At 70.2% G+C, this 20,721-nt stretch carries 21 protein-coding genes and 2 pseudogenes; 6 read left to right on the forward strand and 17 right to left on the reverse strand.

The features are described from left to right. Nucleotides 1–3: 3 nt before the first annotated feature. From ACFSZT_RS27445 to ACFSZT_RS27460, 4 genes are all read right to left on the reverse strand, one after another. The gene (locus ACFSZT_RS27445; RefSeq protein WP_377393258.1) at nt 4–846 is read right to left on the reverse strand and encodes a carbohydrate ABC transporter permease; all 843 of its coding nucleotides are present in this window, start codon (nt 844–846) and stop codon (nt 4–6) included. Next, the gene (locus ACFSZT_RS27450; RefSeq protein WP_377393255.1) at nt 846–1,790 is read right to left on the reverse strand and encodes a carbohydrate ABC transporter permease; all 945 of its coding nucleotides are present in this window, start codon (nt 1,788–1,790) and stop codon (nt 846–848) included. The genes ACFSZT_RS27445 and ACFSZT_RS27450 overlap by 1 nt, the downstream gene beginning before the upstream one ends. Further along, nucleotides 1,787–3,112 carry an ABC transporter substrate-binding protein gene (locus ACFSZT_RS27455; RefSeq protein WP_377393252.1) on the reverse strand — a complete coding sequence of 442 codons (1,326 nt, stop codon included), beginning with the start codon at nt 3,110–3,112 and terminating at the stop codon, nt 1,787–1,789. Before ACFSZT_RS27455 ends, ACFSZT_RS27450 begins: the two co-directional genes overlap by 4 nt. A gap of 204 nt (nt 3,113–3,316) precedes the next feature. After that, entirely contained in the window at nt 3,317–3,838 is a 522-nt protein-coding gene (locus ACFSZT_RS27460) for a general stress protein (RefSeq protein ID WP_377393562.1), read from the reverse strand. A 139-nt stretch (nt 3,839–3,977) separates the two neighbouring features. On the opposite strand from ACFSZT_RS27460, the pseudogene ACFSZT_RS27465 reads away from it, so the two are divergent. Beyond that, a pseudogene (locus tag ACFSZT_RS27465) lies at nt 3,978–4,280 on the forward strand (GNAT family N-acetyltransferase); the annotation flags it as partial. Here ACFSZT_RS27465 and ACFSZT_RS27470 read toward each other — a convergent pair. Together ACFSZT_RS27470 and ACFSZT_RS27475 are read right to left on the reverse strand one after the other, a co-directional pair. Next, nucleotides 4,211–4,423 carry a hypothetical protein gene (locus tag ACFSZT_RS27470; protein ID WP_377393250.1) on the reverse strand — a complete coding sequence of 71 codons (213 nt, stop codon included), beginning with the start codon at nt 4,421–4,423 and terminating at the stop codon, nt 4,211–4,213. The pseudogene ACFSZT_RS27465 and the gene ACFSZT_RS27470 overlap by 70 nt on opposite strands. Nucleotides 4,424–4,523: 100 nt before the next feature. Next, nucleotides 4,524–5,396 (reverse strand): slipin family protein, encoded by an 873-nt coding sequence (locus ACFSZT_RS27475; protein WP_377393247.1) that lies wholly within the window; start codon nt 5,394–5,396, stop codon nt 4,524–4,526. 140 nt (nt 5,397–5,536) lie between these two features. Here ACFSZT_RS27475 and ACFSZT_RS27480 point away from each other — a divergent pair, with 140 nt between their 5' ends. From ACFSZT_RS27480 to ACFSZT_RS27490, 3 genes are read left to right on the forward strand one after another with little or no spacing between them, the layout of a single operon-like run. Next, nucleotides 5,537–6,829 (forward strand): magnesium transporter MgtE N-terminal domain-containing protein, encoded by a 1,293-nt coding sequence (locus ACFSZT_RS27480; RefSeq protein WP_377393244.1) that lies wholly within the window; start codon nt 5,537–5,539, stop codon nt 6,827–6,829. Further along, nucleotides 6,822–7,352: a DUF1003 domain-containing protein gene (locus ACFSZT_RS27485; protein WP_377393241.1), complete on the forward strand. Its 531-nt coding sequence runs from the start codon at nt 6,822–6,824 to the stop codon at nt 7,350–7,352. Before ACFSZT_RS27480 ends, ACFSZT_RS27485 begins: the two co-directional genes overlap by 8 nt. Further along, complete coding sequence (locus ACFSZT_RS27490) at nt 7,349–8,494, forward strand: Mrp/NBP35 family ATP-binding protein (RefSeq protein WP_377393238.1); 1,146 nt, start codon at nt 7,349–7,351, stop codon at nt 8,492–8,494. The genes ACFSZT_RS27485 and ACFSZT_RS27490 overlap by 4 nt, the downstream gene beginning before the upstream one ends. Nucleotides 8,495–8,564: 70 nt before the next feature. Here the strand turns inward: ACFSZT_RS27490 and ACFSZT_RS27495 are convergent, their stop codons facing one another. Together ACFSZT_RS27495 and ACFSZT_RS27500 are read right to left on the reverse strand one after the other, a co-directional pair. After that, entirely contained in the window at nt 8,565–9,728 is a 1,164-nt protein-coding gene (locus tag ACFSZT_RS27495) for an RNA polymerase sigma factor (RefSeq protein WP_377393559.1), read from the reverse strand. Between the two features lie 8 nt (nt 9,729–9,736). Then, entirely contained in the window at nt 9,737–10,144 is a 408-nt protein-coding gene (locus tag ACFSZT_RS27500; RefSeq protein ID WP_377393556.1) for a YciI family protein, read from the reverse strand. Between the two features lie 807 nt (nt 10,145–10,951). On the opposite strand from ACFSZT_RS27500, the gene ACFSZT_RS27505 reads away from it, so the two are divergent. Then, entirely contained in the window at nt 10,952–11,344 is a 393-nt protein-coding gene (locus ACFSZT_RS27505; RefSeq protein ID WP_377393235.1) for an STAS domain-containing protein, read from the forward strand. Between the two features lie 37 nt (nt 11,345–11,381). Here ACFSZT_RS27505 and ACFSZT_RS27510 read toward each other — a convergent pair. From ACFSZT_RS27510 to sigE, 8 genes and pseudogenes are all read right to left on the reverse strand, one after another. Continuing rightward, nucleotides 11,382–13,765, reverse strand: a pseudogene (locus ACFSZT_RS27510) (ATP-binding cassette domain-containing protein). A gap of 25 nt (nt 13,766–13,790) precedes the next feature. Further along, nucleotides 13,791–14,246 carry a nitroreductase family deazaflavin-dependent oxidoreductase gene (locus tag ACFSZT_RS27515; RefSeq protein WP_377393232.1) on the reverse strand — a complete coding sequence of 152 codons (456 nt, stop codon included), beginning with the start codon at nt 14,244–14,246 and terminating at the stop codon, nt 13,791–13,793. Beyond that, nucleotides 14,247–14,657, reverse strand: a complete 411-nt coding sequence (locus tag ACFSZT_RS27520) for a VOC family protein (RefSeq protein ID WP_377393229.1) — start codon at nt 14,655–14,657, stop codon at nt 14,247–14,249. Between the two features lie 5 nt (nt 14,658–14,662). Further along, nucleotides 14,663–15,148 carry a helix-turn-helix transcriptional regulator gene (locus ACFSZT_RS27525; RefSeq protein WP_377393226.1) on the reverse strand — a complete coding sequence of 162 codons (486 nt, stop codon included), beginning with the start codon at nt 15,146–15,148 and terminating at the stop codon, nt 14,663–14,665. 88 nt (nt 15,149–15,236) lie between these two features. After that, nucleotides 15,237–15,656, reverse strand: a complete 420-nt coding sequence (tatB, locus tag ACFSZT_RS27530; protein ID WP_377393223.1) for a Sec-independent protein translocase protein TatB — start codon at nt 15,654–15,656, stop codon at nt 15,237–15,239. Nucleotides 15,657–15,701: 45 nt separating this feature from the next. Continuing rightward, entirely contained in the window at nt 15,702–17,228 is a 1,527-nt protein-coding gene (locus ACFSZT_RS27535) for a trypsin-like peptidase domain-containing protein (RefSeq protein ID WP_377393220.1), read from the reverse strand. 100 nt (nt 17,229–17,328) lie between these two features. Beyond that, a complete protein-coding gene (locus tag ACFSZT_RS27540) occupies nt 17,329–18,015 on the reverse strand; it encodes a zf-HC2 domain-containing protein (protein WP_377393217.1) in 687 nt (228 codons plus the stop codon). Beyond that, nucleotides 18,012–18,650: an RNA polymerase sigma factor SigE gene (gene sigE, locus ACFSZT_RS27545; protein WP_377393214.1), complete on the reverse strand. Its 639-nt coding sequence runs from the start codon at nt 18,648–18,650 to the stop codon at nt 18,012–18,014. Before sigE ends, ACFSZT_RS27540 begins: the two co-directional genes overlap by 4 nt. A gap of 207 nt (nt 18,651–18,857) precedes the next feature. Here sigE and ACFSZT_RS27550 point away from each other — a divergent pair, with 207 nt between their 5' ends. Further along, nucleotides 18,858–19,529 carry an O-methyltransferase gene (locus tag ACFSZT_RS27550; protein WP_377393211.1) on the forward strand — a complete coding sequence of 224 codons (672 nt, stop codon included), beginning with the start codon at nt 18,858–18,860 and terminating at the stop codon, nt 19,527–19,529. Here ACFSZT_RS27550 and ACFSZT_RS27555 read toward each other — a convergent pair. Beyond that, nucleotides 19,480–20,691, reverse strand: coding sequence for an MFS transporter (locus ACFSZT_RS27555; RefSeq protein ID WP_377393208.1), 1,212 nt, complete (start codon nt 20,689–20,691; stop codon nt 19,480–19,482). The genes ACFSZT_RS27550 and ACFSZT_RS27555 overlap by 50 nt on opposite strands. Nucleotides 20,692–20,721 lie beyond the last annotated feature (30 nt).

Here is a 20,721-nt window from a genome sequence, read left to right on the forward strand (position 1 = left end):
GCCTTACCCCTTCACCGCACCGGACGTCAGCCCCGCGACGATGCGGCGCTGGAAGAACAACACGAACAGAATGATCGGAATGGTGATGACCACGGCAGCCGCGGAGATCGTCCCGGTCGGGTCCTCGAACTGCGAGGTCCCGGTGAAGAACGACAACGCCGCGGGCACCGTGCGGGACGCCTCGGTGGACGTCAGCGAGATGGCGAACAGGAAGTCGTTCCAGCAGAAGATGAACACCAGGATCGCCGTGGTGAACACACCCGGCGCGGCCAGCGGCGCGATCACCCGCCAGAACGCCTGCCCCGGCGTCGCCCCGTCCATCTTCGCCGCCTTCTCCAGTTCCCACGGGATCTCACGGAAGAACGCCGAGAGCGTGTAGATCGCCAGCGGCAGCGCGAACGTGATGTAGGGCAGGATCAGCCCCGGCCACGTGTCGAACAGGCCCAGCTCACGCTCGATGTTGAACAGCGGTGTCACGAGCGAGATCTGCGGGAACATCGCGATCAGCAGCGACACCCCGACGAGGAGCTTCTTGCCGGGGAAGTCCAGCCGGGCGATGGCGTAGGCCGCCATCATCCCGAGCACCACCGCGATGAGCGTGGCGATGATGGATATCCCGATCGAGTTGATGAGCGGACGGATGAACTCGTTGGTGGCGAAGATGTCCCGGTAGTTCTGGAACGTCCACTCACGAGGGATGAAGTTGCCGTCGGCCAGCGTGTCCTTGGACTTGAACGACAGCGACACGATCCACAGCACGGGAACGAGCGCGTACACCACGACGACGATGTCGATCAGCGCCCACCTGGCTTTGCGGCCGGTCGTGACCGCACCTCCGACAGCCATCAGCGGTTACCTCCCTGGTCACTGCCCGGCGCCGCGGTACCGAACACCTTGACGAAGATCACCGCGATGATCGCCACAGTGATGAAGATCAGCACGGCCATCGTCGAGCCGATGCCCAGGTTCAACCCCTTGATCAGGTTGTTGTAGGTCTGCATCGACACCGACGAGGTGTCGTTCGCACCGCTGGTGAGCACGAAGATGTTGTCGAAGATGCGGAACGCGTCGAGCGTGCGGAACAACAGCGCCACGAGGATCGCCGGCTTCATCACCGGGATCATCACCTTCGTGAACCGCTGCCACGCGTTGGCGCCGTCCATCGACGCCGCCTTCAGCAGGTCGTCCGGCACGAGCGCGAGCCCGGCCATGAGCAGCAGCGCCATGAACGGCGTCGTCTTCCACACCTCGGCCAGGATGATGATCCACAGCGACGGCCATTGCTCGGTCAGCGGCGCACCGTCCCCGGCCAGCGCGTTGGCGAGGTAGCCGGTCTCGGGCGTCCACGCGTAGAACCACGAGAACGCGGCCACGACCGTCACGATGCCGTACGGCACCAGCGTGACCGTGCGGACGAGGCCTCGGCCGACGAGCGTCCGGTGCATGATGAGCGCCAGCGCCATGCCGAGCACCAGTTCGATCGCCACCGACACGACGGTGAGGAACATCGTCGTGCCGAACGCGGTCCGCCAGTAGGAGTTGGTGAGCACGGCGACGTAGTTGTCGAAGCCGACGAACTCCCGGTCGCCGGGGAAGCGCAGATCGTAGCGCTGCAGCGACAACCAGATCGAGTAGGCGATCGGATAGCCGGTGACGGCGATCATCACGATCGCGGCCGGCGCGCACAGCAGCAGACCGAGCCGCCGCTCCGCCTTCTTGCCCTCGCTCAGGGCCGGCTTGCCCTTGGGAGGCGCCGTGGTCTTGGGCGCCTCGGTGACCGCCTGGCTCATGGGATCACGCCCTTCGAGTCGAGCGCGTCGGTCAACTGCTCACGCAGCTGCTCCGCCGTGCCTTGCGGGTCGATGTCGGATGGTGGCGAGAGCACCTTCGACATCACCGTGGACAGGTTCTGGTACGCCGGCGTCAACGGGCGCACAGCGGCGTTCTTCAACGCGTCCTGGATCGCCATCCGCATCGGGTACTCGGTCGCCATGCTCGGGTTGTTCTCCGGGTCGGCGGGTTTCGAGGGGTCGAGCGGGGTGGTGTCGTTGTAGACCGACTCGATGCTGGGCGGCACGCCGTCCTTCAGTGCCGAGAACTTCTGGCTCTCCTTGCTGCGCAGGCACAGGGCCGCCTCGAACGCCTCGGGCTTGTGTTGCGAGGAGGCGCTCACGGCGAGGTCGTAGCCACCGATGGTGGTGCGGCCCTCCTGATTGGACCCGACACCCGGGTACGGCGCCCACTTGAAGTGCCGGACGTCCTCGGGCTTCTCCTCGGCGTAGGAGGCGTACACGAACGGCCAGTTGAGCTGGAACGCGCCGCGGCCCTGCTGCATGGCGAGCCGGACCTCGTCCTCCTGCTGGTTGGTCAGGGACGGGTCGGTGAGCCCGGACGAGCTGACCTCCTTGAGGATCTCCAGCGCGCGCACCGCGCCGTCATTGATGACGACGCGCTGGCCGTCCTCGGACAGGATGCGCCCGCCCGCGGACTCGACGATCGAGTTGTAGACGACCACGAGGCCCTCGTACTGAGCACCCGTGAAGAGGATCTGGTACGGCTTGCCCTGCGCCTTGAGCTGCCGGGACATCTGCATCATCTCGTCCCAGGTGCGCGGGGGATTCGGCGTGATGCGGTCGTCGTACCAGAGGAGCTGGACGTTGGTGTTCTTCGGCGCCGCCCACAGCTTGCCCTGCCACCGGGCGGTCTCCAGCGGCCCCGGCAGAACGTCGCGCTCGGCCTCGGCCTTGTTGGCGCCGGTCCACTCCTCGACCCAGCCCGCCTCGGCGAACTCCGGCACCCACGTCACGTCGAGACCGAGGACGTCCATCGACTCGTCACCCGCGGCGAGCCTGCGCACCATCTGCTCGCGCTGCCCGTCGGCGTCCCGCGGCAGCTTGTGGTAGACGATCTCGTAGCGGCCGCCCGCCTGCCGGTTGCAGTTGTCGACGACCGTCTGGAAGTTGTCCTCGGGGGCGTAATAGACGTTGATCTGTCTGCCGCCCTCGGAACCACACGCCGTGAGCAGTCCGGCTCCGATGATGAACGCGCCGGCCAGCGCCGTCGCCCTGGCGGGCGAGCGGCCTCGCCTCGGCCGCGTTCGGGATGTCGCCATCACGTCTCCCTCCACATCACACACGCGAGGAGGGATCGTGTCGCACACCTCGTCGTGCGTGAACATCCAAACCACGGATCTTGCGCCGCGCGGTGACCGATGAGGAGGAACGTAGGCCCCGCCGATCACCGTCGGCACGCACTCACAGTAACGATCCGGTAGTCAGCCCGCTGGGCAACCTCAACAAAGTGAGTGAAAAAGAGATCAGCCTTGCGTACCCATCGCGAGCTTCGCGAGGAGGTCGCGCCCCTGCTCGGCGTTGCGCGGCTGGCAGAGCACGTCGTACCGGCCCGCGACGAGCTGGCTCGCCGACGAGAAGTCCCGGCGGCCACGCGTGGACGCATAGCTCAGCGCCGCGAACACCACACCGAAGAGCACACCGGCGAGCAGCCCGACGAGGATCGGGGCGAAGGTCATGCCCTGCGCGCTGTTGAACATGCCCAGCAGCAGGCCCACGAACAGACCGAACCACGCGCCGGACAGCGCTCCGGTTCCGAGCACCCGGCCCCAGGACAGCCTGCCGATGACCCGCTCGACGAGCATCAGATCCACGCCGACGATCGTCACGTCCTGCACGCTGAAGTCGTTGTCGGCGAGGTAGTCGACGGCGCGCTGCGCCTCCTCGTAGGTGCCGTACGACCCGATCGGCCAGCCGGTCGGCGGCGTCGGCAGACGGGGAAGCCCCGGCGCCTGCCGTCCAGACGAAAGTGGACCGCTCACGATCATCACCTGTGCCCTGCGTTGTCTGCGCTGTAGGCCTCACCAGCGCGGGTACCCATCATCTCATCCTGCCAATACGGACGTAACCATACGAACACGACGCGCGGGACGATCACCTGCCGTGATCCGGTTGCCGCCCGAGGTGATGCGCTACCTCGGCAACGGCAGGCCGGTGCCGAGGCCGGGGGTGCTCGCCCACGACCTCCCTCGGCTGCTGCGCCGGCACCCCGGAACCGGCGCGGTCTGCTTCCGCTTCCGGGCGGCCGAGGACCGCGGGAGCGGGCGGTTGCCGGGCTGGTTCGGGCTGCGCCCGCTCGACCACGACGGCGCCGCGGTCGAGCCCGGCTACCGGCTGTGCCGCGGGGCGTGGGGCCACGGCTACGCCACCGAGGGCGGCCGCGCCCTGGTGCTGGAGGCGTTCACCGAGCTCGGGGCCGAGCGCGTGGTGGCGACCGCGATGGCCGTGAAGACACGGTCCCGCCGGGGGCTGGAGAAGTGCGGGCTGCGCCTGGTCGGCACGGCCACCGCCGAGTGGCCGGAGCCCATCGAGGGCGCCGAGCACGGCGACGTCGATACGCGCTGGAACGCCATGCGTGGGCAGACCACGACGCGGACCGACCCGGGCCGGTTGTCGGTGCCGCATCCGTCCGCCGCCGTGGTCGATGCCGCATCCGGCCGGCAGGCACCGCGGTCAGCGCTGGGCGTGCCCGGCCGTGGTCTCGTCCCCCGCGGCCAGGGGAACGCCGCGCCGGCTGCCGTCCGCCTCGCCCCGGGTCTGCTCCGGCACGGCCTTGGCGGTCGATTCTTCGCCTGCCTGCGTCACCGTGTCGACGAACCGCAACAGCTCCACCGGGAACGGCAGCACGAGCGTCGAGTTCTTCTCCGCCGCGACCTCCACGACGGTCTCCAGCAGCCGCAGCTGCAACGCCGCAGGGGTGTGCGCCATCTTCTCGGCCGCCGCGGCCAGCTTCTCCGACGCCTGCAGTTCGCCGTCGGCGGCGATCACGCGGCCACGCCGCTCGCGTTCGGCCTCGGCCTGCCGCGACATCGCGCGCTTCATCGCCTCCGGCAACGCGACGTCCTTGATCTCCACGCGATCGATGTGGATGCCCCAGCCCAGCGCCGGGCTGTCGATCATCAGCTCGAGTCCCTCGTTGAGCCGCTGGCGGTTGGAGAGCAGGTCGTCGAGGTTGCTCTCGCCGATGATCCGCCGCAGGCTGGCCTGCGCCACCTGCAACATCGCGAACCGGTAGTTCTCGACGCCGACGATCGCCTGCACCGGATCGATCACCTTGAAGTACACGACCGCGTCCACGCGGACGGTGACGTTGTCCCGCGTGATGCCGTCCTGTGCGGGGACGGGCAGCGTGACGATCTGCATGTTGACCTTGGTCATCCGGTCGACGCCGGGCACGATCACCGTCAGGCCGGGTTCCTTGGGTGCCCGGCTCACCCGGCCGAAGCGGAACACCAGGCCCCGCTCGTACTGCTTCACCACACGCACGCTCGACGCCAGGCCGATGACGCCCAGGGCGGCCACGGAGCTCAGGATCTCGACCAACATGGCGGCTCCCATCGGTGAACCCCTGTGCCGCCGATCGTACGCCCGCCTGCCGCGATCGGGGGCCTCGAGAAAGCCGCGGAGCGGGGGGCCTGGCGGCGCGCGCTGTCGCGGAGGCGCCGGAGGTTGCCTAGGCTGATCTCATGGCAGCCGTGAACCGGGTTTTCGCAGCTCAGCTGGCAGGACTACCGGTATTCGGCCCCGACGGCGAATCGATCGGCAAGGTGCGTGATCTCGTCGCCGGGCTGCGGCTCGACCAACTCCCGCCGCGGGTGCTGGGGCTCGTCGTGGAGCTCTCGACGCGTCGCCGGGTGTTCGTCCCCATGTTGCGGGTGACGTCGATCGAGTCCAACGCCGTCACCCTGGCCACCGGGTCGGTCAACATGCGCCGGTTCCACCAGCGGCCCAACGAGGTCCTGGTGCTGGGACAGCTCCTGGACGCCCACGCCCGGCTGGCGAGCACGGGGGCGAGGGTCGCCGTGGTCGACGCCGCGATGGAACAGACCCGCACCCGCGATTGGGTCCTGGCCAGGCTGGCCGTCCGGGAACGCACGGGACCGCTCGGGCTCGGCAGGCGCCGCGCGAACCTGCAGGTGCTGGCCTGGGGTGAGGTGGCCGGTCTGGGCCTCACCGACCTCAGCGGCCAGCCGCAGGGCGCGGGCGAGCTGCTGATGCTGTTCGACAGCATGCGTGCCGTCGACATCGCCGCCACCCTGCGCGACCTGCCGCTGAAGCGCAGGCACGAGGTCGCCGACGCGATGGACGACGAACGGCTGGCCGACGTCCTGGAGGAGCTGCCCGAGGACGACCAGAAGGAGCTCGTCGCCTACCTCGCCGAGGAACGCGCCGCCGACGTGCTCGAGGCCATGAGCCCGGACGACGCCGCCGACCTGCTGGCCGAGCTCAACCCCGTCGAGCAGAACCGGCTGCTGGAGCTCATGCACCCCGACGAGTCGGGACCGGTGAAACGGCTGCTCAAGTACTCCTCGGACACCGCTGGCGGGCTGATGACGCCCGAGCCGGTGGTGCTCGCGCCCGACGCGACCGTGGCGGAGGCGCTCGCCCACATCCGCAACCCGGACCTGACCGCGGCACTGGCGAGCATGGTGTTCGTGTGCCGCCCGCCGAGCGCGACACCGACCGGCCGCTACATCGGCTGCGTGCACTTCCAGCGGCTGCTCCGGGAGCCGCCGGCCGAGCTGGTCGCCGCGGCCGCGGACACCGACCTGCCCCCGCTCCCGCCGACGGCGTCGCTTACCGAGCTCACCCGCTACTTCGCCGCCTACAACCTCACCTGCGCACCCGTCGTCGACTCCGAGGACCACCTGCTGGGCGCCGTGGCCGTGGACGACGTGCTCGACCACCTGCTCCCCGAGGGCTGGCGCGAAACCGGTCTGCGCGACCTCGATCCCGAGACGGAGCCCGAACATGCCTGAGCTGCAAAGCCGGCGCCGCCTCGACCAGCCCCGCCAGGCGCGGCGGTTCGCGCTCCACGTCGACCCGGAGGCGTTCGGCCGCATGTCCGAACGCCTCGCCCGGTTCCTCGGCACCGGCAAGTACCTGTTCTGGCAGACGCTCATCGTGATCGTCTGGATCATCCTGAACCTGACGGCCGTCTCGCTGCGCTGGGATCCGTACCCCTTCATCCTGCTGAACCTCGCGTTCTCCACGCAGGCCGCCTACGCCGCGCCGCTGATCCTGCTCGCGCAGAACCGGCAGGATGACCGCGACCGCGTCTCGCTCGAGGAGGACCGGATGCGGGCGGCCCAGACCAAGGCCGACACCGAGTTCCTCGCGCGCGAGCTCGCGGCGCTGCGGCTGGCGATCGGCGAGGTCGCCACGCGCGACTACCTGCGCAGCGAGCTGGAGAAGTTACGCGAAGACCTCGACGGGCAGCCACGTAGCATGAGGAGAGCAAACGCAACCGCCAGCGACAGAAGGTCGGTGCCCGAGCAGTGACCACCACGCAAGAGACCCCCAGTGTCGAGGATGTCCGTACCGCGTTGAACGGCGTCCAGGACCCGGAGATCCACAAGCCGATCACCGAGCTCGGCATGGTCAAGGACATCACCGTCGGCGACGACGGTGTCGTGACCGTCGCGGTGTATCTCACGGTGGCGGGCTGTCCCCTCAAGGAGACCATCACCCGGGACACGACGGCGGCCGTGGGCAAGCTCCCCGGCGTGAAGGACGTGCGGGTCGAGCTCGACGTGATGAGCGACGAGCAGCGCACCGAGTTGCGCCGGAAGCTGCGCGGCAACGCCGAGGAACCGGTGATTCCGTTCGCGCAGCCCGGCTCGCTGACGCGGGTGTACTGCGTGGCCTCCGGCAAGGGCGGCGTCGGCAAGTCGAGCGTGACGGTGAACCTCGCGGTCGCGATGGCGCAGCGCGGGCTCTCGGTGGGGGTCGTTGACGCCGACATCTACGGCCACTCGATCCCCCGGATGCTGGGCGCGAGCGAGAAGCCCACCAAGGTCGAGAAGATGATCATGCCGCCGCAGGCGCACGACGTGAAGGTCATCTCCATCGGCATGTTCACCCCGGGCAACACCCCGGTGGTGTGGCGCGGGCCGATGCTGCACCGCGCGCTGCAGCAGTTCCTCGCCGACGTGTTCTGGGGCGATCTCGACATCCTGCTGCTCGACCTGCCGCCCGGTACCGGTGACATCGCGATCTCGGTGGCTCAGCTCATCCCGAACGCGGAGATCCTCGTGGTGACCACCCCGCAGCAGGCGGCGGCCGAGGTCGCGGAGCGGGCGGGCGCCATCGCGCTGCAGACCCGCCAGCGGGTCGCGGGCGTGATCGAGAACATGTCCTGGCTGGAGACGCCGGACGGCTCCCGGATGGAGATCTTCGGCTCCGGCGGCGGGCAGGCCGTCGCCGACTCGCTGTCGAAGTCGGTGGGCGCGGAGGTTCCGCTGCTCGGCCAGGTGCCGCTCGACCCGCGGCTGCGCGAGCAGGGCGACGCCGGCACGCCTCTGGTGCTCGCCGAGCCGGACGCCCCGGCTTCTCAGGTGCTGCGCAACGCCGCGGAGAAGCTGTCGGTGCGCGCCCGCGGCCTCGCCGGGATGATGCTGAACGTCTCCCCCGCCGGTCGCTGATCGAGGCGATACCGGAGCCGATGGCCCCGCCGCGGCGGGCAGCGCGGAGCTCCGGCCTGGTAGCCGCCCGCTAGCGCCGCGCGCGGGCGTTGAGCCGGGCGGCCTGACGCGTCAGGTGATCGCGCTCGGCCAGGTTGGCAGCCGTGCGGGCCGCCTCGGTGTACAGCCGTGCCGCCGTGTCCAGGTCGCCGTCGCGCTCGTGGAGGTAGGCCGCCGCCGCGGCGTGGCGGGGCAGCGAGTCGTCCAGCTCGGCGAGCGCGGCGAGCCCGGCGCGCGGTCCGTCCGCCTCGCCGACGGCCACCGCGCGATTCAGCCGGACGACCGGGCTGTCGGTCAGGCGCACGAGCTCGTCGTACCATTCGACGATCTGCACCCAGTCGGTCTCCTCCGCGGAGGGCGCGTCGGCGTGCAGTGCCGCGATGGCGGCCTGGGCCTGGTACTCGCCCAGCCGGTCGCGGGCGAGGGCGGCCTGCAGGATCTCGACGCCCTCGGCGATCAGGCGCGTGTCCCACCGGCCACGGTCCTGCTCGGCGAGCGGGATCAGGCTGCCGTCGGGCGCGGTCCGGGTGGCGCGCCGCGCGTGGTGGAGCAGCATGAGCGCGAGCAGCCCCGCCACCTCGGGGTGGTCGATCACGGCCGCGAGCTGCCGGGTGAGCCGGATGGCCTCCGCGGCAAGATCGACGTCACCCGAGTAGCCCTCGTTGAAGACCAGGTAGAGCACGCGCAGGACGGTGGCGACATCGCCGGGCCGGTCGAACCGGACGTCCGCGACGGTGCGCTTGGCTCGGCTGATGCGCTGCGCCATCGTTGCCTCGGGCACCAGGTAGGCCTGGGCGATCTGGCGGGTGGTCAGCCCGCCGACGGCGCGCAGGGTGAGCGCGACCGCGGACGACGGTGTCAGTGACGGGTGGGCACACAGGAAATAGAGCTGGAGTTCCTCGTCCACCGCGGGCCCGGAACCCGGCTCCGGAGCCCCCTGCGCCAAACCGGCACCGAGGACGAGTTCCTCCCGCCTGCGGCGGGAGGTCTCGGCCCGGGTCGCGTCGAGGAATCGGCGCCAGGCCACGGTGACCAGCCAGCCCTTCGGGTCCTGTGGCGGGCCGGCGGGCCAGACGCGGAGCGCCTCGAGCAGCGCGTCCTGCACGGCGTCCTCGGCCGCCGCGAAGTCGGCTCCGCGGCGGACGAGGATTCCGAGCACTCCCGGCGTGAGGCTGCGCAGCAGCGCCTCGTCCATTGCCGTGGTCATTCCGTGATGGTGGGCGGAGCGGTCAGGAACGGGCGCACCTCGAGCCACTCGTGGATCGGCTTTCCGCCCGCACCAGGGGCGGCCGAGAGCTCCCCGGCCAGTTCGAGCGCGCGCTCGTAGCTGTCGACGTCGATCACCATCCAGCCGGCGATGAGGTCCTTGGTCTCGGCGAACGGTCCATCGGTGACCGGCGGCCGTCCCTCACCGTCGTAGCGCACCCACGTCCCCTCGGGGGCGAGCGCCTGACCGTCGACGAACTCCCCGGTCTTCTCGAGCCGGTCCGCGAAGTCCTGCATGTACCGCATGTGAGCCGAGATCTCCTCCGGTGTCCACCGGTCCATGGGGACGTCGTTGACCGCGGGCGGGGCGCCGCGGTAGTGCTTGAGCAACAGGTACTTGGCCATGATGTTCTCCTCGGTGCCGATGCGACCCATTCTGGTCGCACTCACCACAGGGACGGAGCGCGTCGCGGGTTCTCGACATCGGCGTCCGGGTTTCTTTCTCGGTCCGGAATCAGTCGTCCGTCCACTGGGGACCTACCGGGCGCGGACGATCACGAAATCGGGCCGTGCGAGCGGTGCGCGGCGACGGGACATCCCGCCCGGCAAGATCCATTTCCCGCGCACGGCCACGAATGGGCTCGCCCGTGCGACGGTTCGCCACTGCGCTGCGCAGGTGAATAATTTTTCCGCATGCGGTATACAGCAAGGCCTGCACCTGCGGAATTACATAGTTTGTAATTGCAACTTGAACTTCTCGTAATGCAAGCCACCTTGCATTCCTATGCCCCATGCACGATTTTTCGCCTAACGTCGATTTCAGTCAAAGCGGACCACCGCGGCGACCCAGCGCAGCCACCTCCCTCGCCACGCCGGAGCATCGCACTCCGGACACGGTGCCGAAGCCGTCGCCGACACGGGCGAGGCGGTGACTGTGAATCGCTTGTCGTGGACGGGTTTCGGCGCCCACGCAAGGCAAGCCGGACAAACAAAAAATGATCAAGCCGACGGGTGCCCGCTTGGTTTCGCGGGCTCGCTCAACCCCGGCTCTGCAGCCGCCTTCCACCGGTGCTCGGTGGCCGTGGATCCCCGCCGTCACCCGACGATGACGACACCCCGGACGTCATCGATTGCATTCGCGACGGCACCGGGAGTGACCGGTCTCCGGACTGGTGAGGTGCTCCGTCGGTCTCTTGCGGGGAGAGATACCCGATGCCCGACGAATACAGGGTTGCCGACTACGCGTTCCCCCCGGTCGCACGCAGGTGGAACGGCTTCACGCTCAGCGTCACCGCCCGAGAGGCGGACTACGGCGTGGTGATGATCGCCGCTCAGGGCGAGCTGGACCTGCAGACGACGCCCCTGCTGACCAGGGCCTTCCTCACGTACCGGCATCAGCGACTGGTCCTCGACCTGGCCCCGGTCACCTTCTGCGGGGTGGCCGGAGCCCGAGCGCTGCACACGCTGAGCCTGATCGAGGACCACGTGGCCCTGGCGGCCAGCCACCCCGTCCGACGCGTCCTGGAGATCACCGGACTCGGCTCGTCGCTGCGCCAGTACCCGGCGATGGCCGACGCCGTGCGGGCGGTCCTGCCCGCGAGCTGAGGCCGAGCGGCTCCTCGCGGCCTGCGTCCGGTGGTGTTCAGGCACCGACGTAGGCCGCGAGGTGCTCGCCGGTGAGGGTGGAGCGGGCGTCGACCAGTGCCCGCGGCGTCCCCTCGAAGACGATCCGGCCGCCATCGTGACCGGCACCGGGACCCAGGTCGATGATCCAGTCCGCGTGGCCATCACCGCTTGGTGGTGCTCGATGACGATCACCGACTTGCCGGAGTCCACCAGCCGGTCGAGCAGGGCCAGCAACTGGTCGACGTCGGCGAGGTGCAGGCCGGAGGTCGGCTCGTCGAGGACGTAGACGCCGCCCTTCTCGGTCATGTGGGTGGCCAGCTTCAGCCGCTGCCGCTCGCCACCGGACAGCGTCGTGAGCGGCTGGCCGAGCCGGAGGTAGCCGAGCCCGACGTCGACGAGCCTGCCGAGGATCTTGTGCGCGGCCGGTGTGCGCGCGTCGCCGGTGCCGAAGAACTCCTCGGCCTGCGCCACCGACATCGCCAGCACCTCGCTGATGTCGCGACCGCCCAGCGTGTACTCCAGCACCGACGCCTGGAACCGCTTGCCCTCGCATTCCTCACAGGTCGTCGTGACGCCCTGCATCATTCCGAGGTCGGTGTAGATGACCCCGGCGCCGTTGCAGGTGGGGCACGCGCCCTCGGAGTTGGCGCTGAACAGGGCCGGCTTCACGCCGTTCTCCTTGGCGAACGCCTTGCGGATCGGGTCGAGCAATCCGGTGTAGGTGGCCGGGTTGGACCGGCGCGAGCCCTTGATGGCGCTCTGGTCGACGATCACCACGCCGTCGCGTCCCTCGAGATTCCCGTGGACGAGGGAGCTCTTGCCGGAGCCGGCGACACCGGTCACGACGGCGAGCACGCCGGTCGGGACGTCGACGTCGACGCCCTGGAGGTTGTTCTGCCGCGCGCCACGGATCTCCAGCGCACCCGTAGGTGCGCGCACCGAGTGCTTGAGCGCGGCCCGGTCATCGAGATGACGGCCGGTGATGGTGCCCGCCGCCCGCAACCCGTCGACGGTGCCTTCGAAGCAGACGGTGCCGCCCTCCGTACCCGCACCCGGGCCGAGGTCGATCACGTGGTCGGCGATGGCGATCGTCTCCGGTTTGTGCTCCACGACGAGCACCGTGTTGCCCTTGTCGCGCAGCTGTAGCAGCAGGTCGTTCATCCGCTGGATGTCGTGCGGATGCAGCCCGATCGTGGGCTCGTCGAAGACGTAGGTGACGTCGGTGAGCGACGAGCCGAGGTGCCGGATCATCTTGACCCGCTGGGCCTCACCTCCCGAGAGCGTGCCGGACGGACGGTCGAGCGAGAGGTAGCCCAGTCCGATCTCGACGAACGAGTCGAGCGTGTCGCCGAGCGCCGTGAGCACCGGTGCCACCGACGGTTCGTCCAGCCCGCGCACCCATTCCGCGAGATCGCTGATCTGCATCGCGCAGGCGTCGGCGATGCTGATGCCCTTGATCTTCGACGACCGCGCCCCCTCGTTGAGGCGCGTGCCGTCGCACTCGGGGCACGTGGAGAAGGTGATCGCGCGGTCCACGAACGCCCGGATGTGGGGCTGCATCGCCTCGCGGTCCTTGGACAGCATCGACTTCTGCAGCTTCGGGATCAGACCCTCGTACGTCAGGTTGATGCCGTCGACCTTGATCTTGGTCGGCTCCTTGTAGAGCAGGTCGTTCAGTTCCTTCTTGGTGAACTTGCGGATCGGCTTGTCCGGGTCGAAGAAGCCACAGCCGATGTAGATGCGCCCGTACCAGCCGTCCTTGCTCCACCCCGGGATGGTGAACGGGCCCTCCCGGAGCGACTTGCTGTCGTCGTACATCGCAGCCAGGTTGAAATCGCTGACCGAGCCGCGGCCCTCGCAACGCGGGCACATGCCGCCGGTGACGCTGAAGGAACGACGCTCCTTCACGGTGCGGCCACCACGTTCCATGGTGACCGCACCCGCTCCGCTGATCGAGGCGACGTTGAACGAGAACGCCTGGGGAGAGCCGATATGTGGCTTGCCGAGCCGGCTGAACAGGATCCGCAACAGGGCACCGGTGTCGGTGGCGGTGCCGACCGTCGAGCGCGGGTCGGAACCCATCCGCTCCTGATCGACGATGATCGCCGTCGTCAGTCCCTCGAGCACGTCGACGTCGGGCCGGGGCATCCTCGGCATGAAGCCCTGCACGAAGGCGCTGTAGGTCTCGTTGATCATCCGCTGCGACTCGGCGGCGATCGTGCCGAACACCAGCGAGCTCTTGCCCGAGCCGGATACACCGGTGAACACGGTCAGCCTGCGCTTCGGGATCTCGACGCTCACGTCCTTGAGGTTGTTCTCCCGCGCGCCGTGCACACGGATCAGATCGTGGCTGTCGGCGATGTGCGGCACCGGTGTTTGCGGGTCCGTCCTCGTGGCCATAGGTGTTCTCCCCATCCGGCGCCGGTCAGCGCCGCGTGAGTCGGATGACCGGGTACACCCGGTCGCTTCTGCGTTGGTATGTCGCGATACGCGGCTTGTCGGCGGCGATGCGCTGCCACGCCTGCTCTCGCTCGGAACCGGCGAGCCGGGTCGGCGTCACCCGCACCGGGCCGGATCCGTGGAACTCGACCGACGCCCGGTCGGGATTCGTCAGGAGGTTGGCGCACCAGTCCGGGTTCCGGTTCCCGCCGCCCGAGGCGACGACCAGCCGGCCCGCGTCGCCACCGGGAAACCAGGCCACCGGTGTCTGGTGCGGCTGCCCGCTGCGGTGTCCCACGGTGTGCAGGACGAGCAGCTCCATGCCCATGGAGGTGCCGCCCTTGCGCCGGATGCGCGCGACCCTGCCGGTGTTCGCCCGCCGCTGCAGCCACCGGGAGAACGCGCCCGGCCCGCCTGTCTTCTGTTCGTGCTCCCCGGCCACTCAGCGCACCTCGAAGATGCGGATCATGTTCCCCGCGGGGTCACGGAATGCGCAGTCGCGGATCCCGTACGGCTGGTCGGTGGGCTCCTGGACGACCTCGGCGTCGCGGGCCTGCACCTGCTCGAACGTGCTGTCGACGTCCTTGGTGGCCAGGTTGATGCCGGCGAAGGTGCCCTTGGCCATCATCTCGGTGATGACTCGGCGCTCGTCGTCAGTGATGCCGGGGTCGGCCTCCGGCGTGTGCAGGACGATCGAGGTGCCGGGCTGATTCGGCGGTCCGACCGTGATCCAGTGCATGCCGCCGTACTCGACGTGGTTGCGGACCTCGAAGCCGAGTGTGTCGCGATAGAACGCCAGGGAGGCGTGCGGGTCGTCGTAGGGAAGAAAGACCTGGTGAATGGTGATGTCCATGACGGTCACGCTAGCTGCGGCGCGCGCGTCGTCGCTTCTCGATTCCTGACCGGTCTGGTGACCTTCTTGGCGACGCACGGCGGTATGCCCGCGGTCTCGTCCCGCGCCTGGCGCCGGTAGACGCTGGGCGGTATCCCGACCAGCTCGGTGAACCGCGTGCTGAAGGTGCCCAGCGACGAGCAGCCGACCGCGAAACAGACCTCGGTGACGCTGAGCTCGCCGAGGCGCAGCAACGTCATCGCCCGCTCGATGCGTCGCGTCATGAGGTAGGAGTACGGCGATTCCCCGTAGGCCTGCCGGAACTGGCGGCTGAGATGCCCGGCCGACATGTGCACGCCGCGGGCGAGCGCCTCGACGTCCAGCGGCTGCGCGTACTCCCGGTCGATCCGGTCACGGACGCGGCGCAACCGCGCGAGGTCGCGCAGTCGCTGCGCCTCCGGGGTAGCCTCGGGCGACTTCCCGGCCGCCGCCGGTGCGGGTCTGCTGCTCACCTGCGAAATCGTGCCACGCCACGCCGGCGTTGCCCAGTGCCCGCCCGCGTCCGGCTGCACCTCGGCCGGCACCGGCCGGATTCCGGGCTCAGGTGGCGTCGGGGTCGACCGGTGGCTTCTCCCCTGGCTTGAGCGGTTCGGGCGCAGGCGGCACCGACAGCGGCTTCGAGACCCCGTTGGAGTGCCCGTTGCCGCCGATCGGCGAGGTGCCGTTGATGTTGTTGAGGCCGATCGGGTCCGGGTCACCGTCGAAGAGGTGCTGGGTCACCGCCCGTTTCGGGTCGAAGCTGCGCAGCTGGCGCAGGTCCTCGATGGGCTTGCGGAACTCCTCGTACTCCGGACCCATCTCCTCTTTGAGCTGCTGGCGCGCGCCGGTGGCGAACTCGCGCACCTTGCGTACCGAGCGGCCCAGCCACGCCGCCGCCTCCGGCAACCGCTCGGGGCCGAGGATGAACAGCGCGGCCACGAGCAGGACGAGAATCTCGCTCCAGCCAATGTTCTCGAACACCTGGCAAACCTCCGCCTCGAACCCGCTCGGGCCCAGCGTACAAGGTCAGTCTGAACCCAAGGTGACGTCGACGGTAAGGGCCCGTCCGTTCCGGACCAACCGGATCGGCACCACATCACCGACATCGTGCTCCCGCACGGCCACGGTGAGCTCCGCGGCGTTGCGGACCTGCCGGTCGCCGACCCGCGTGATGACGTCGCCCTCGGCGATACCCGCCCTGGCCGCGGGGCCGTTGTCCACGACGTTCTGGATCTGCGCGCCCTCGGAGGTGTTGGCCGACACCGACGAGGCGTTGACCCCGAGGTCGGCATGCTTGACCTCGCCGTCCCGGATGAGCGCCTCGCTGATCCGCATCGCCTGGTCGACCGGGATGGCGAAGCCGAGGCCGATGCTGCCGCCCTCGCCGTCGCCGACCGTGCGGATCATCGAGTTGATGCCCACCAGCGCACCGGTGGAGTCGACCAGTGCACCACCGGAGTTGCCGGGGTTGATCGCGGCGTCGGTCTGGATGGCGTCGTAGGTGACGGCGGGGTCGCCGTTCTCACCCGGCGCGGTGACCGGCCGGTTGAGCGCGCTGACAATGCCCTCGGTGACCGTGTTCTCCAGCCCGAAGGGCGAACCGACCGCGATCACGGTGTCGCCGGCGGCCAGCTCCGACGACTTGCCGATCTCGATCACCACCGGGTTGGCGACGTTGACCTTGATGACGGCGAGGTCGGTCTTGGGGTCCGTGCCGACGATGCGCGCCCGCGCGCGAGTGCCGTCGGTGAACACGGCGGTGATCTCGGCGTTGTCCTCGCGAGCGGCCTGGGCGACGACGTGGTTGTTGGTCAGGACGTAACCCTGCGGATCGATCACGACGCCCGAGCCGACGCCGCCCGCCTGGCCCGACTTCACCTCGATCGACACCACCGCCGGGGCCACGCGCTGCGCGATCCCGGCGATCGAACCCGCCGGCCGTTCCTTGTTGGCCTGGGCCTCGGCGAGGTTCAGCTCGCCGGTGAGTTCGTCGCCCGCGTTCGCCAGCGCCCAGCCCACGACTCCGCCCGCGGTGCCCACGAGAAGCGCGATCGCGGCGAGCAGGGCCAGCGCGGTCGGCTTCACGCGCCGGCCGAACAGCACCTCGGGCAGGCTGAGCAGGGCGCCGCGCGGGCGCTCGGTGTCCTCGTTCCCGTCGTCGTCGGGTGCGACGGCGGGGCCGCCGAGCACGGCACCGGCGCCCGGGTCGCGCCACGGGTCGTCCGGCGACGACCACAGCGGAGCATCCGGCTCGGACTCGGGGCGGGAGCCGTTGTCGTCGAGCGGGCGCTGCAGCACCACGCCCTCGGCACCCGGTGGCCTGCCGAACGCCTGGGCGAGCGACTCGGGCGTGGGCGGGGCACCGGTCGCGCCGTTGCGATGCCCGGCGCGGTCGGGTTCGCGGAGCCGGTCGAACGAGCCTTCCACGCCGCGTGGCCTGCCGAAGGTCGCGGCGAGCGCCGGATCCACGGAAGGGCGCGCGATCGGCCGCGGGCGCAGCCGTCGCTCCTGCTCCCCGGGCTCCTCGTGGGGCGGGTTCGCTGGCTGGTTCATCTTCCCCCGACAAACGGCTTCGGTGCTCGGTGACTCGAACGGACCCTACGCGCCGAGTCTCAGAGAGATACTGCCGTCCCAGCGGTGAAGTCGGCGTGGGTCAGCGCGGGTCGCCCACGGGCACACCCGCGGAGGCACTGACCTGCGCCGACACCGGCGTCGGGCTGGTGGTCGTGGGAATGGTCGCGCTCGTCGGCGTCGGAGCCGCCGCCGTGCCGCCGAACTGCGCCCGCAACACCCCTGCGGGCGGAGTACCGGGCCGGTCGTGGTCACCGTCCTCCGCGGTGCCGCCACCCGCCGTGGCGACGAGCGCGAGGGCGCTCAGCACGAGGCCGGAGACGACGACACCGGGGCCCTGCGCCGCCCGGCGCCTGCCGGAACCGAGCCGCTCCCCGCTGCCCAGCACGTTGCCGGACTGGCCGAGCGGAGCCGAGCTGCCCAGCGGCGCGCTCCGCAGCCCGGCGACCCGATCGGGCCGCTGGACGGCGACGAGCTGACCGTCCGCCGAGATGGCGAGGTGGTCGGGCGTGGTGCCGAGGTCGGTGTGCTCGGGAATCGAGCGGAGGCTGGCGAGGAAACCGGGCGACATGGCCGGTGCCTGCGCACGCCGCACGGCGGCTCTGGCCTGGCGCTGCGCGTGCACGTCGGCCGCACAACCCGGGCACCGGGCGATGTGCGCCGCGGCGCGCTCGTGGGCGCCCAGCGACAGCTCGTTGTCGACGAACGCCACGACGGCGTCCGGCAACAGGTGCGACTCCCCCAAACCGAATCCCCGGTGTTCACTCATACGCGAGCCTCCTGGCCGAGCGCCCGGCGACGTTCCAGCGACGCCTTCAGAGCCTGGCGGCCACGGTGAATCCTGCTGCGCACGGTGCCGAGCTTAACTCCGAGCGTCGCGCCGATCTCCTCGTAGGAGAGGCCTTCGACGTCACACAGCACGACCGCGGCGCGAAACTCCGGCGGGAGGTCGTCGAGCGCGGACTGCAGGTCGGGATCGAGGTGGGTGTCCGAGTAGACCTGCTCCGGGCTCGGATCGTCGCCGACGATCCGGTCGGTGTCCTCGGGCAGGCCCTCCATGCGCACCCGCGAGCGGCGGCGCGCCATGTCGAGGAACAGGTTGGTGGTGATGCGGTGCAGCCAGCCCTCGAACGTCCCGGGCTTGTACGACGCGAGGGAACGGAACACGCGGATGAAGGTCTCCTGCGTGAGGTCCTCGGCGTCGTGGCTGTTGCCCGTGAGCCGGTAGGCCAGGCGATACACCCGGTCGGCGTGCTCGCGGACGACCTCGTCCCAGGACGGCGGCGTCCAGGCCACCTCTCCGGGCTCGCCCGCGGCACTCACCGTGCTCATCGCGGTGGGCTGGACCGCCTCGGTCGGCATCGGCGTCTTCGTGCTGTTCTGTGACAGCGGAGGCACCTCCATCGGCCTGTTCCCCTTGTGTCAGGTGTACAACGCTCCGGACCCGTCTCGTGTTCCCACGGATTCCACGTGTTCCCACGGATTCCACACTGAGACGAAGTTTCCCGCACCTCCTTATGGTTCTCATGTGCGTCGGCTGAGAGCGGCCTGAGAGATCCCCTCGCGCGTGGTTGACGGGGTTGGCCACACGAGCGCGCTAATCTTCTGCGCGTGACCTCCGAGACTCCCATCACGGGGCCGGTCGATCTCGGCGACTTCGGCGACTTCGGCGACTTCATCGAGGGCTACCTGCCCGACGACGAGGCGGTGGCCGCCGCCCGCGGCCGTGCCCACGAGCTGGGCTGCAGGCCGGTGTCGCCGGCCACGGGCGCCGCGCTCGGCTTCCTCGCCGCGACGCTGCAGGCCAGAGCCGTGGTGGAGATCGGGACCGGGGCCGGCGTGAGCGGGCTGCACCTGCTCCGCGGCATGGCCGTCGACGGGGTGCTCACCACCATCGACCTCGAACCGGAGTTCCACCGCTGCGCGCGACGCAGTTTTCTGGACGCCGGGTTCCCACCCGGCCGCACGCGACTCATCATGGGCCGCGCCCTCGACGTGCTGCCCCGGCTCACCTCCGGTGGCTACGACCTGGTGTTCGCCGACGCGACCCTGCTCGAGTACCCGAGCTACTTCGACGCGGGCGTGCAGCTGCTCCGCCCGGGCGGGGTGATCGTGTTCCACAACGTGCTGGCCGACGGCAGGCTCGGCGACCACGCCCGCCGCGACCCCGAGCTGCTGGCCCTGCGCGAGGTCGCCCGAGCCATGCGCGACGACGAGCGGCTGCGGCCCGCGATCATCCCCGTGGGGTGCGGGCTGCTCGCCGCCGCGGTGGGCGGCTGCTGAGCATCGCCAGCGCCTGCCAGCCGACGACGGTCGCCACGAGCCAGCCCCAGCCCGCGTGGCCGTACACCACGCTCCCGAGCGTGCCGCCGACGCTGCTGCCCAGGTAGTAGGCGAGGTTGTAGAGGCCGGACACCTGACCGCGGGCTCCCGGCGGCGCCTCGGCGGCGGCCCATCCGTTCGCGACGGAGTGCGCCGTGAAGAAGCCGAAGGTGAACACGAGGAAGCCGGCCGCCACCGCCACGAGCGAGTCGGGCAAGGTCAGCGCCGCACCCGCCGCGGTGGCGCCGATTCCGGCCAGCAGCGAGCGGCGGCGGCCGAACCGCGCCACGAGCCTGCCCGACGACGCCGAGGCGAGCGTGCCCACGGCGTAGGCGAGGAACACCAGCGACGCGACGGCGGTGCTGAGGTTCAGCGGCTGCCCGGTGAGGCGGAATCCCGCGACGTTGTAAAGGGCGACGAACGAGCCCATCCCCAGCATCGCCACGGCGTACTGGGCGACCAGCAACGGATCACGCACGGCCACGCCGAGGCCCGCCACGACGCCCCGCAGCCGGGGTCGCCCGGTGTCGCGGCGCGGCACTCCGGGCAGTGTCGCGACCGTGACCAGCGCGCACACCAGCGCCACGGAACCCACGGCGGTGAGCGCCCCGCGCCAGCCGAGCCAGTCGGTGGTGAACCCGGCGGTGAGCCTGCCGAGCATGCCGCCGAGGGTGTTGCCCGCGATCATGGCGCCCACGGCCGCGGCGACTCCCGACCGCCCGAGCCGTTCCGCCAGGTACGCCGACGCGACGCCGGGGAAGCCTGCGATGGCCACGCCCTGCAGGACACGCAGCGCCAGCAGCACCTCGAAGGAGGGTGCGAACGGGAGCACCAGCCCCAGCGCGGCCGAGGCCAGCACCGAGGTGAGGATGACCGGCCGCCTGCCGACGATCTCGGAGAGCACCGCGATCGGCAGGACCGCGACGGCCAGCGCGCCCGTCGCCACGCTCACGGCGAGGGAGGCCCGGCCGGGGTCGAGCGCGTACTGCTCGGCCAGCTGCGGCAGCACGGCCTGAGGTGCGTAGAGGAGCGTGAAGGAGCACACGCCCGCGGCGGCCACCGCGAGCGTGACCCGCCGGACGGAGCTGCGCGGTGCGTCGAGGACGGCTGCGGAATCGGCCACGTCCTCCGACGCTAAGCAGCCCTGATCGAT

Source organism: Prauserella oleivorans, assembly GCF_042685745.1.
GTDB lineage: Bacteria > Actinomycetota > Actinomycetes > Mycobacteriales > Pseudonocardiaceae > Prauserella_A > Prauserella_A oleivorans.

Coding starts and splice junctions, on each gene's coding strand:
- ACFSZT_RS27445 (WP_377393258.1), bottom strand. CDS start 846: ATGGCTGTCGGAGGTGCGGTCACGACCGGCCGCAAAGCCAGGTGGGCG.
- ACFSZT_RS27450 (WP_377393255.1), bottom strand. CDS start 1,790: ATGAGCCAGGCGGTCACCGAGGCGCCCAAGACCACGGCGCCTCCCAAG.
- ACFSZT_RS27455 (WP_377393252.1), bottom strand. CDS start 3,112: ATGGCGACATCCCGAACGCGGCCGAGGCGAGGCCGCTCGCCCGCCAGG.
- ACFSZT_RS27460 (WP_377393562.1), bottom strand. CDS start 3,838: ATGATCGTGAGCGGTCCACTTTCGTCTGGACGGCAGGCGCCGGGGCTT.
- ACFSZT_RS27470 (WP_377393250.1), bottom strand. CDS start 4,423: ATGGCGTTCCAGCGCGTATCGACGTCGCCGTGCTCGGCGCCCTCGATG.
- ACFSZT_RS27475 (WP_377393247.1), bottom strand. CDS start 5,396: ATGTTGGTCGAGATCCTGAGCTCCGTGGCCGCCCTGGGCGTCATCGGC.
- ACFSZT_RS27480 (WP_377393244.1), top strand. CDS start 5,537: ATGGCAGCCGTGAACCGGGTTTTCGCAGCTCAGCTGGCAGGACTACCG.
- ACFSZT_RS27485 (WP_377393241.1), top strand. CDS start 6,822: ATGCCTGAGCTGCAAAGCCGGCGCCGCCTCGACCAGCCCCGCCAGGCG.
- ACFSZT_RS27495 (WP_377393559.1), bottom strand. CDS start 9,728: ATGGACGAGGCGCTGCTGCGCAGCCTCACGCCGGGAGTGCTCGGAATC.
- ACFSZT_RS27500 (WP_377393556.1), bottom strand. CDS start 10,144: ATGGCCAAGTACCTGTTGCTCAAGCACTACCGCGGCGCCCCGCCCGCG.
- ACFSZT_RS27505 (WP_377393235.1), top strand. CDS start 10,952: ATGCCCGACGAATACAGGGTTGCCGACTACGCGTTCCCCCCGGTCGCA.
- ACFSZT_RS27520 (WP_377393229.1), bottom strand. CDS start 14,657: ATGGACATCACCATTCACCAGGTCTTTCTTCCCTACGACGACCCGCAC.
- ACFSZT_RS27535 (WP_377393220.1), bottom strand. CDS start 17,228: ATGAACCAGCCAGCGAACCCGCCCCACGAGGAGCCCGGGGAGCAGGAG.
- ACFSZT_RS27540 (WP_377393217.1), bottom strand. CDS start 18,015: ATGAGTGAACACCGGGGATTCGGTTTGGGGGAGTCGCACCTGTTGCCG.
- sigE (WP_377393214.1), bottom strand. CDS start 18,650: ATGGAGGTGCCTCCGCTGTCACAGAACAGCACGAAGACGCCGATGCCG.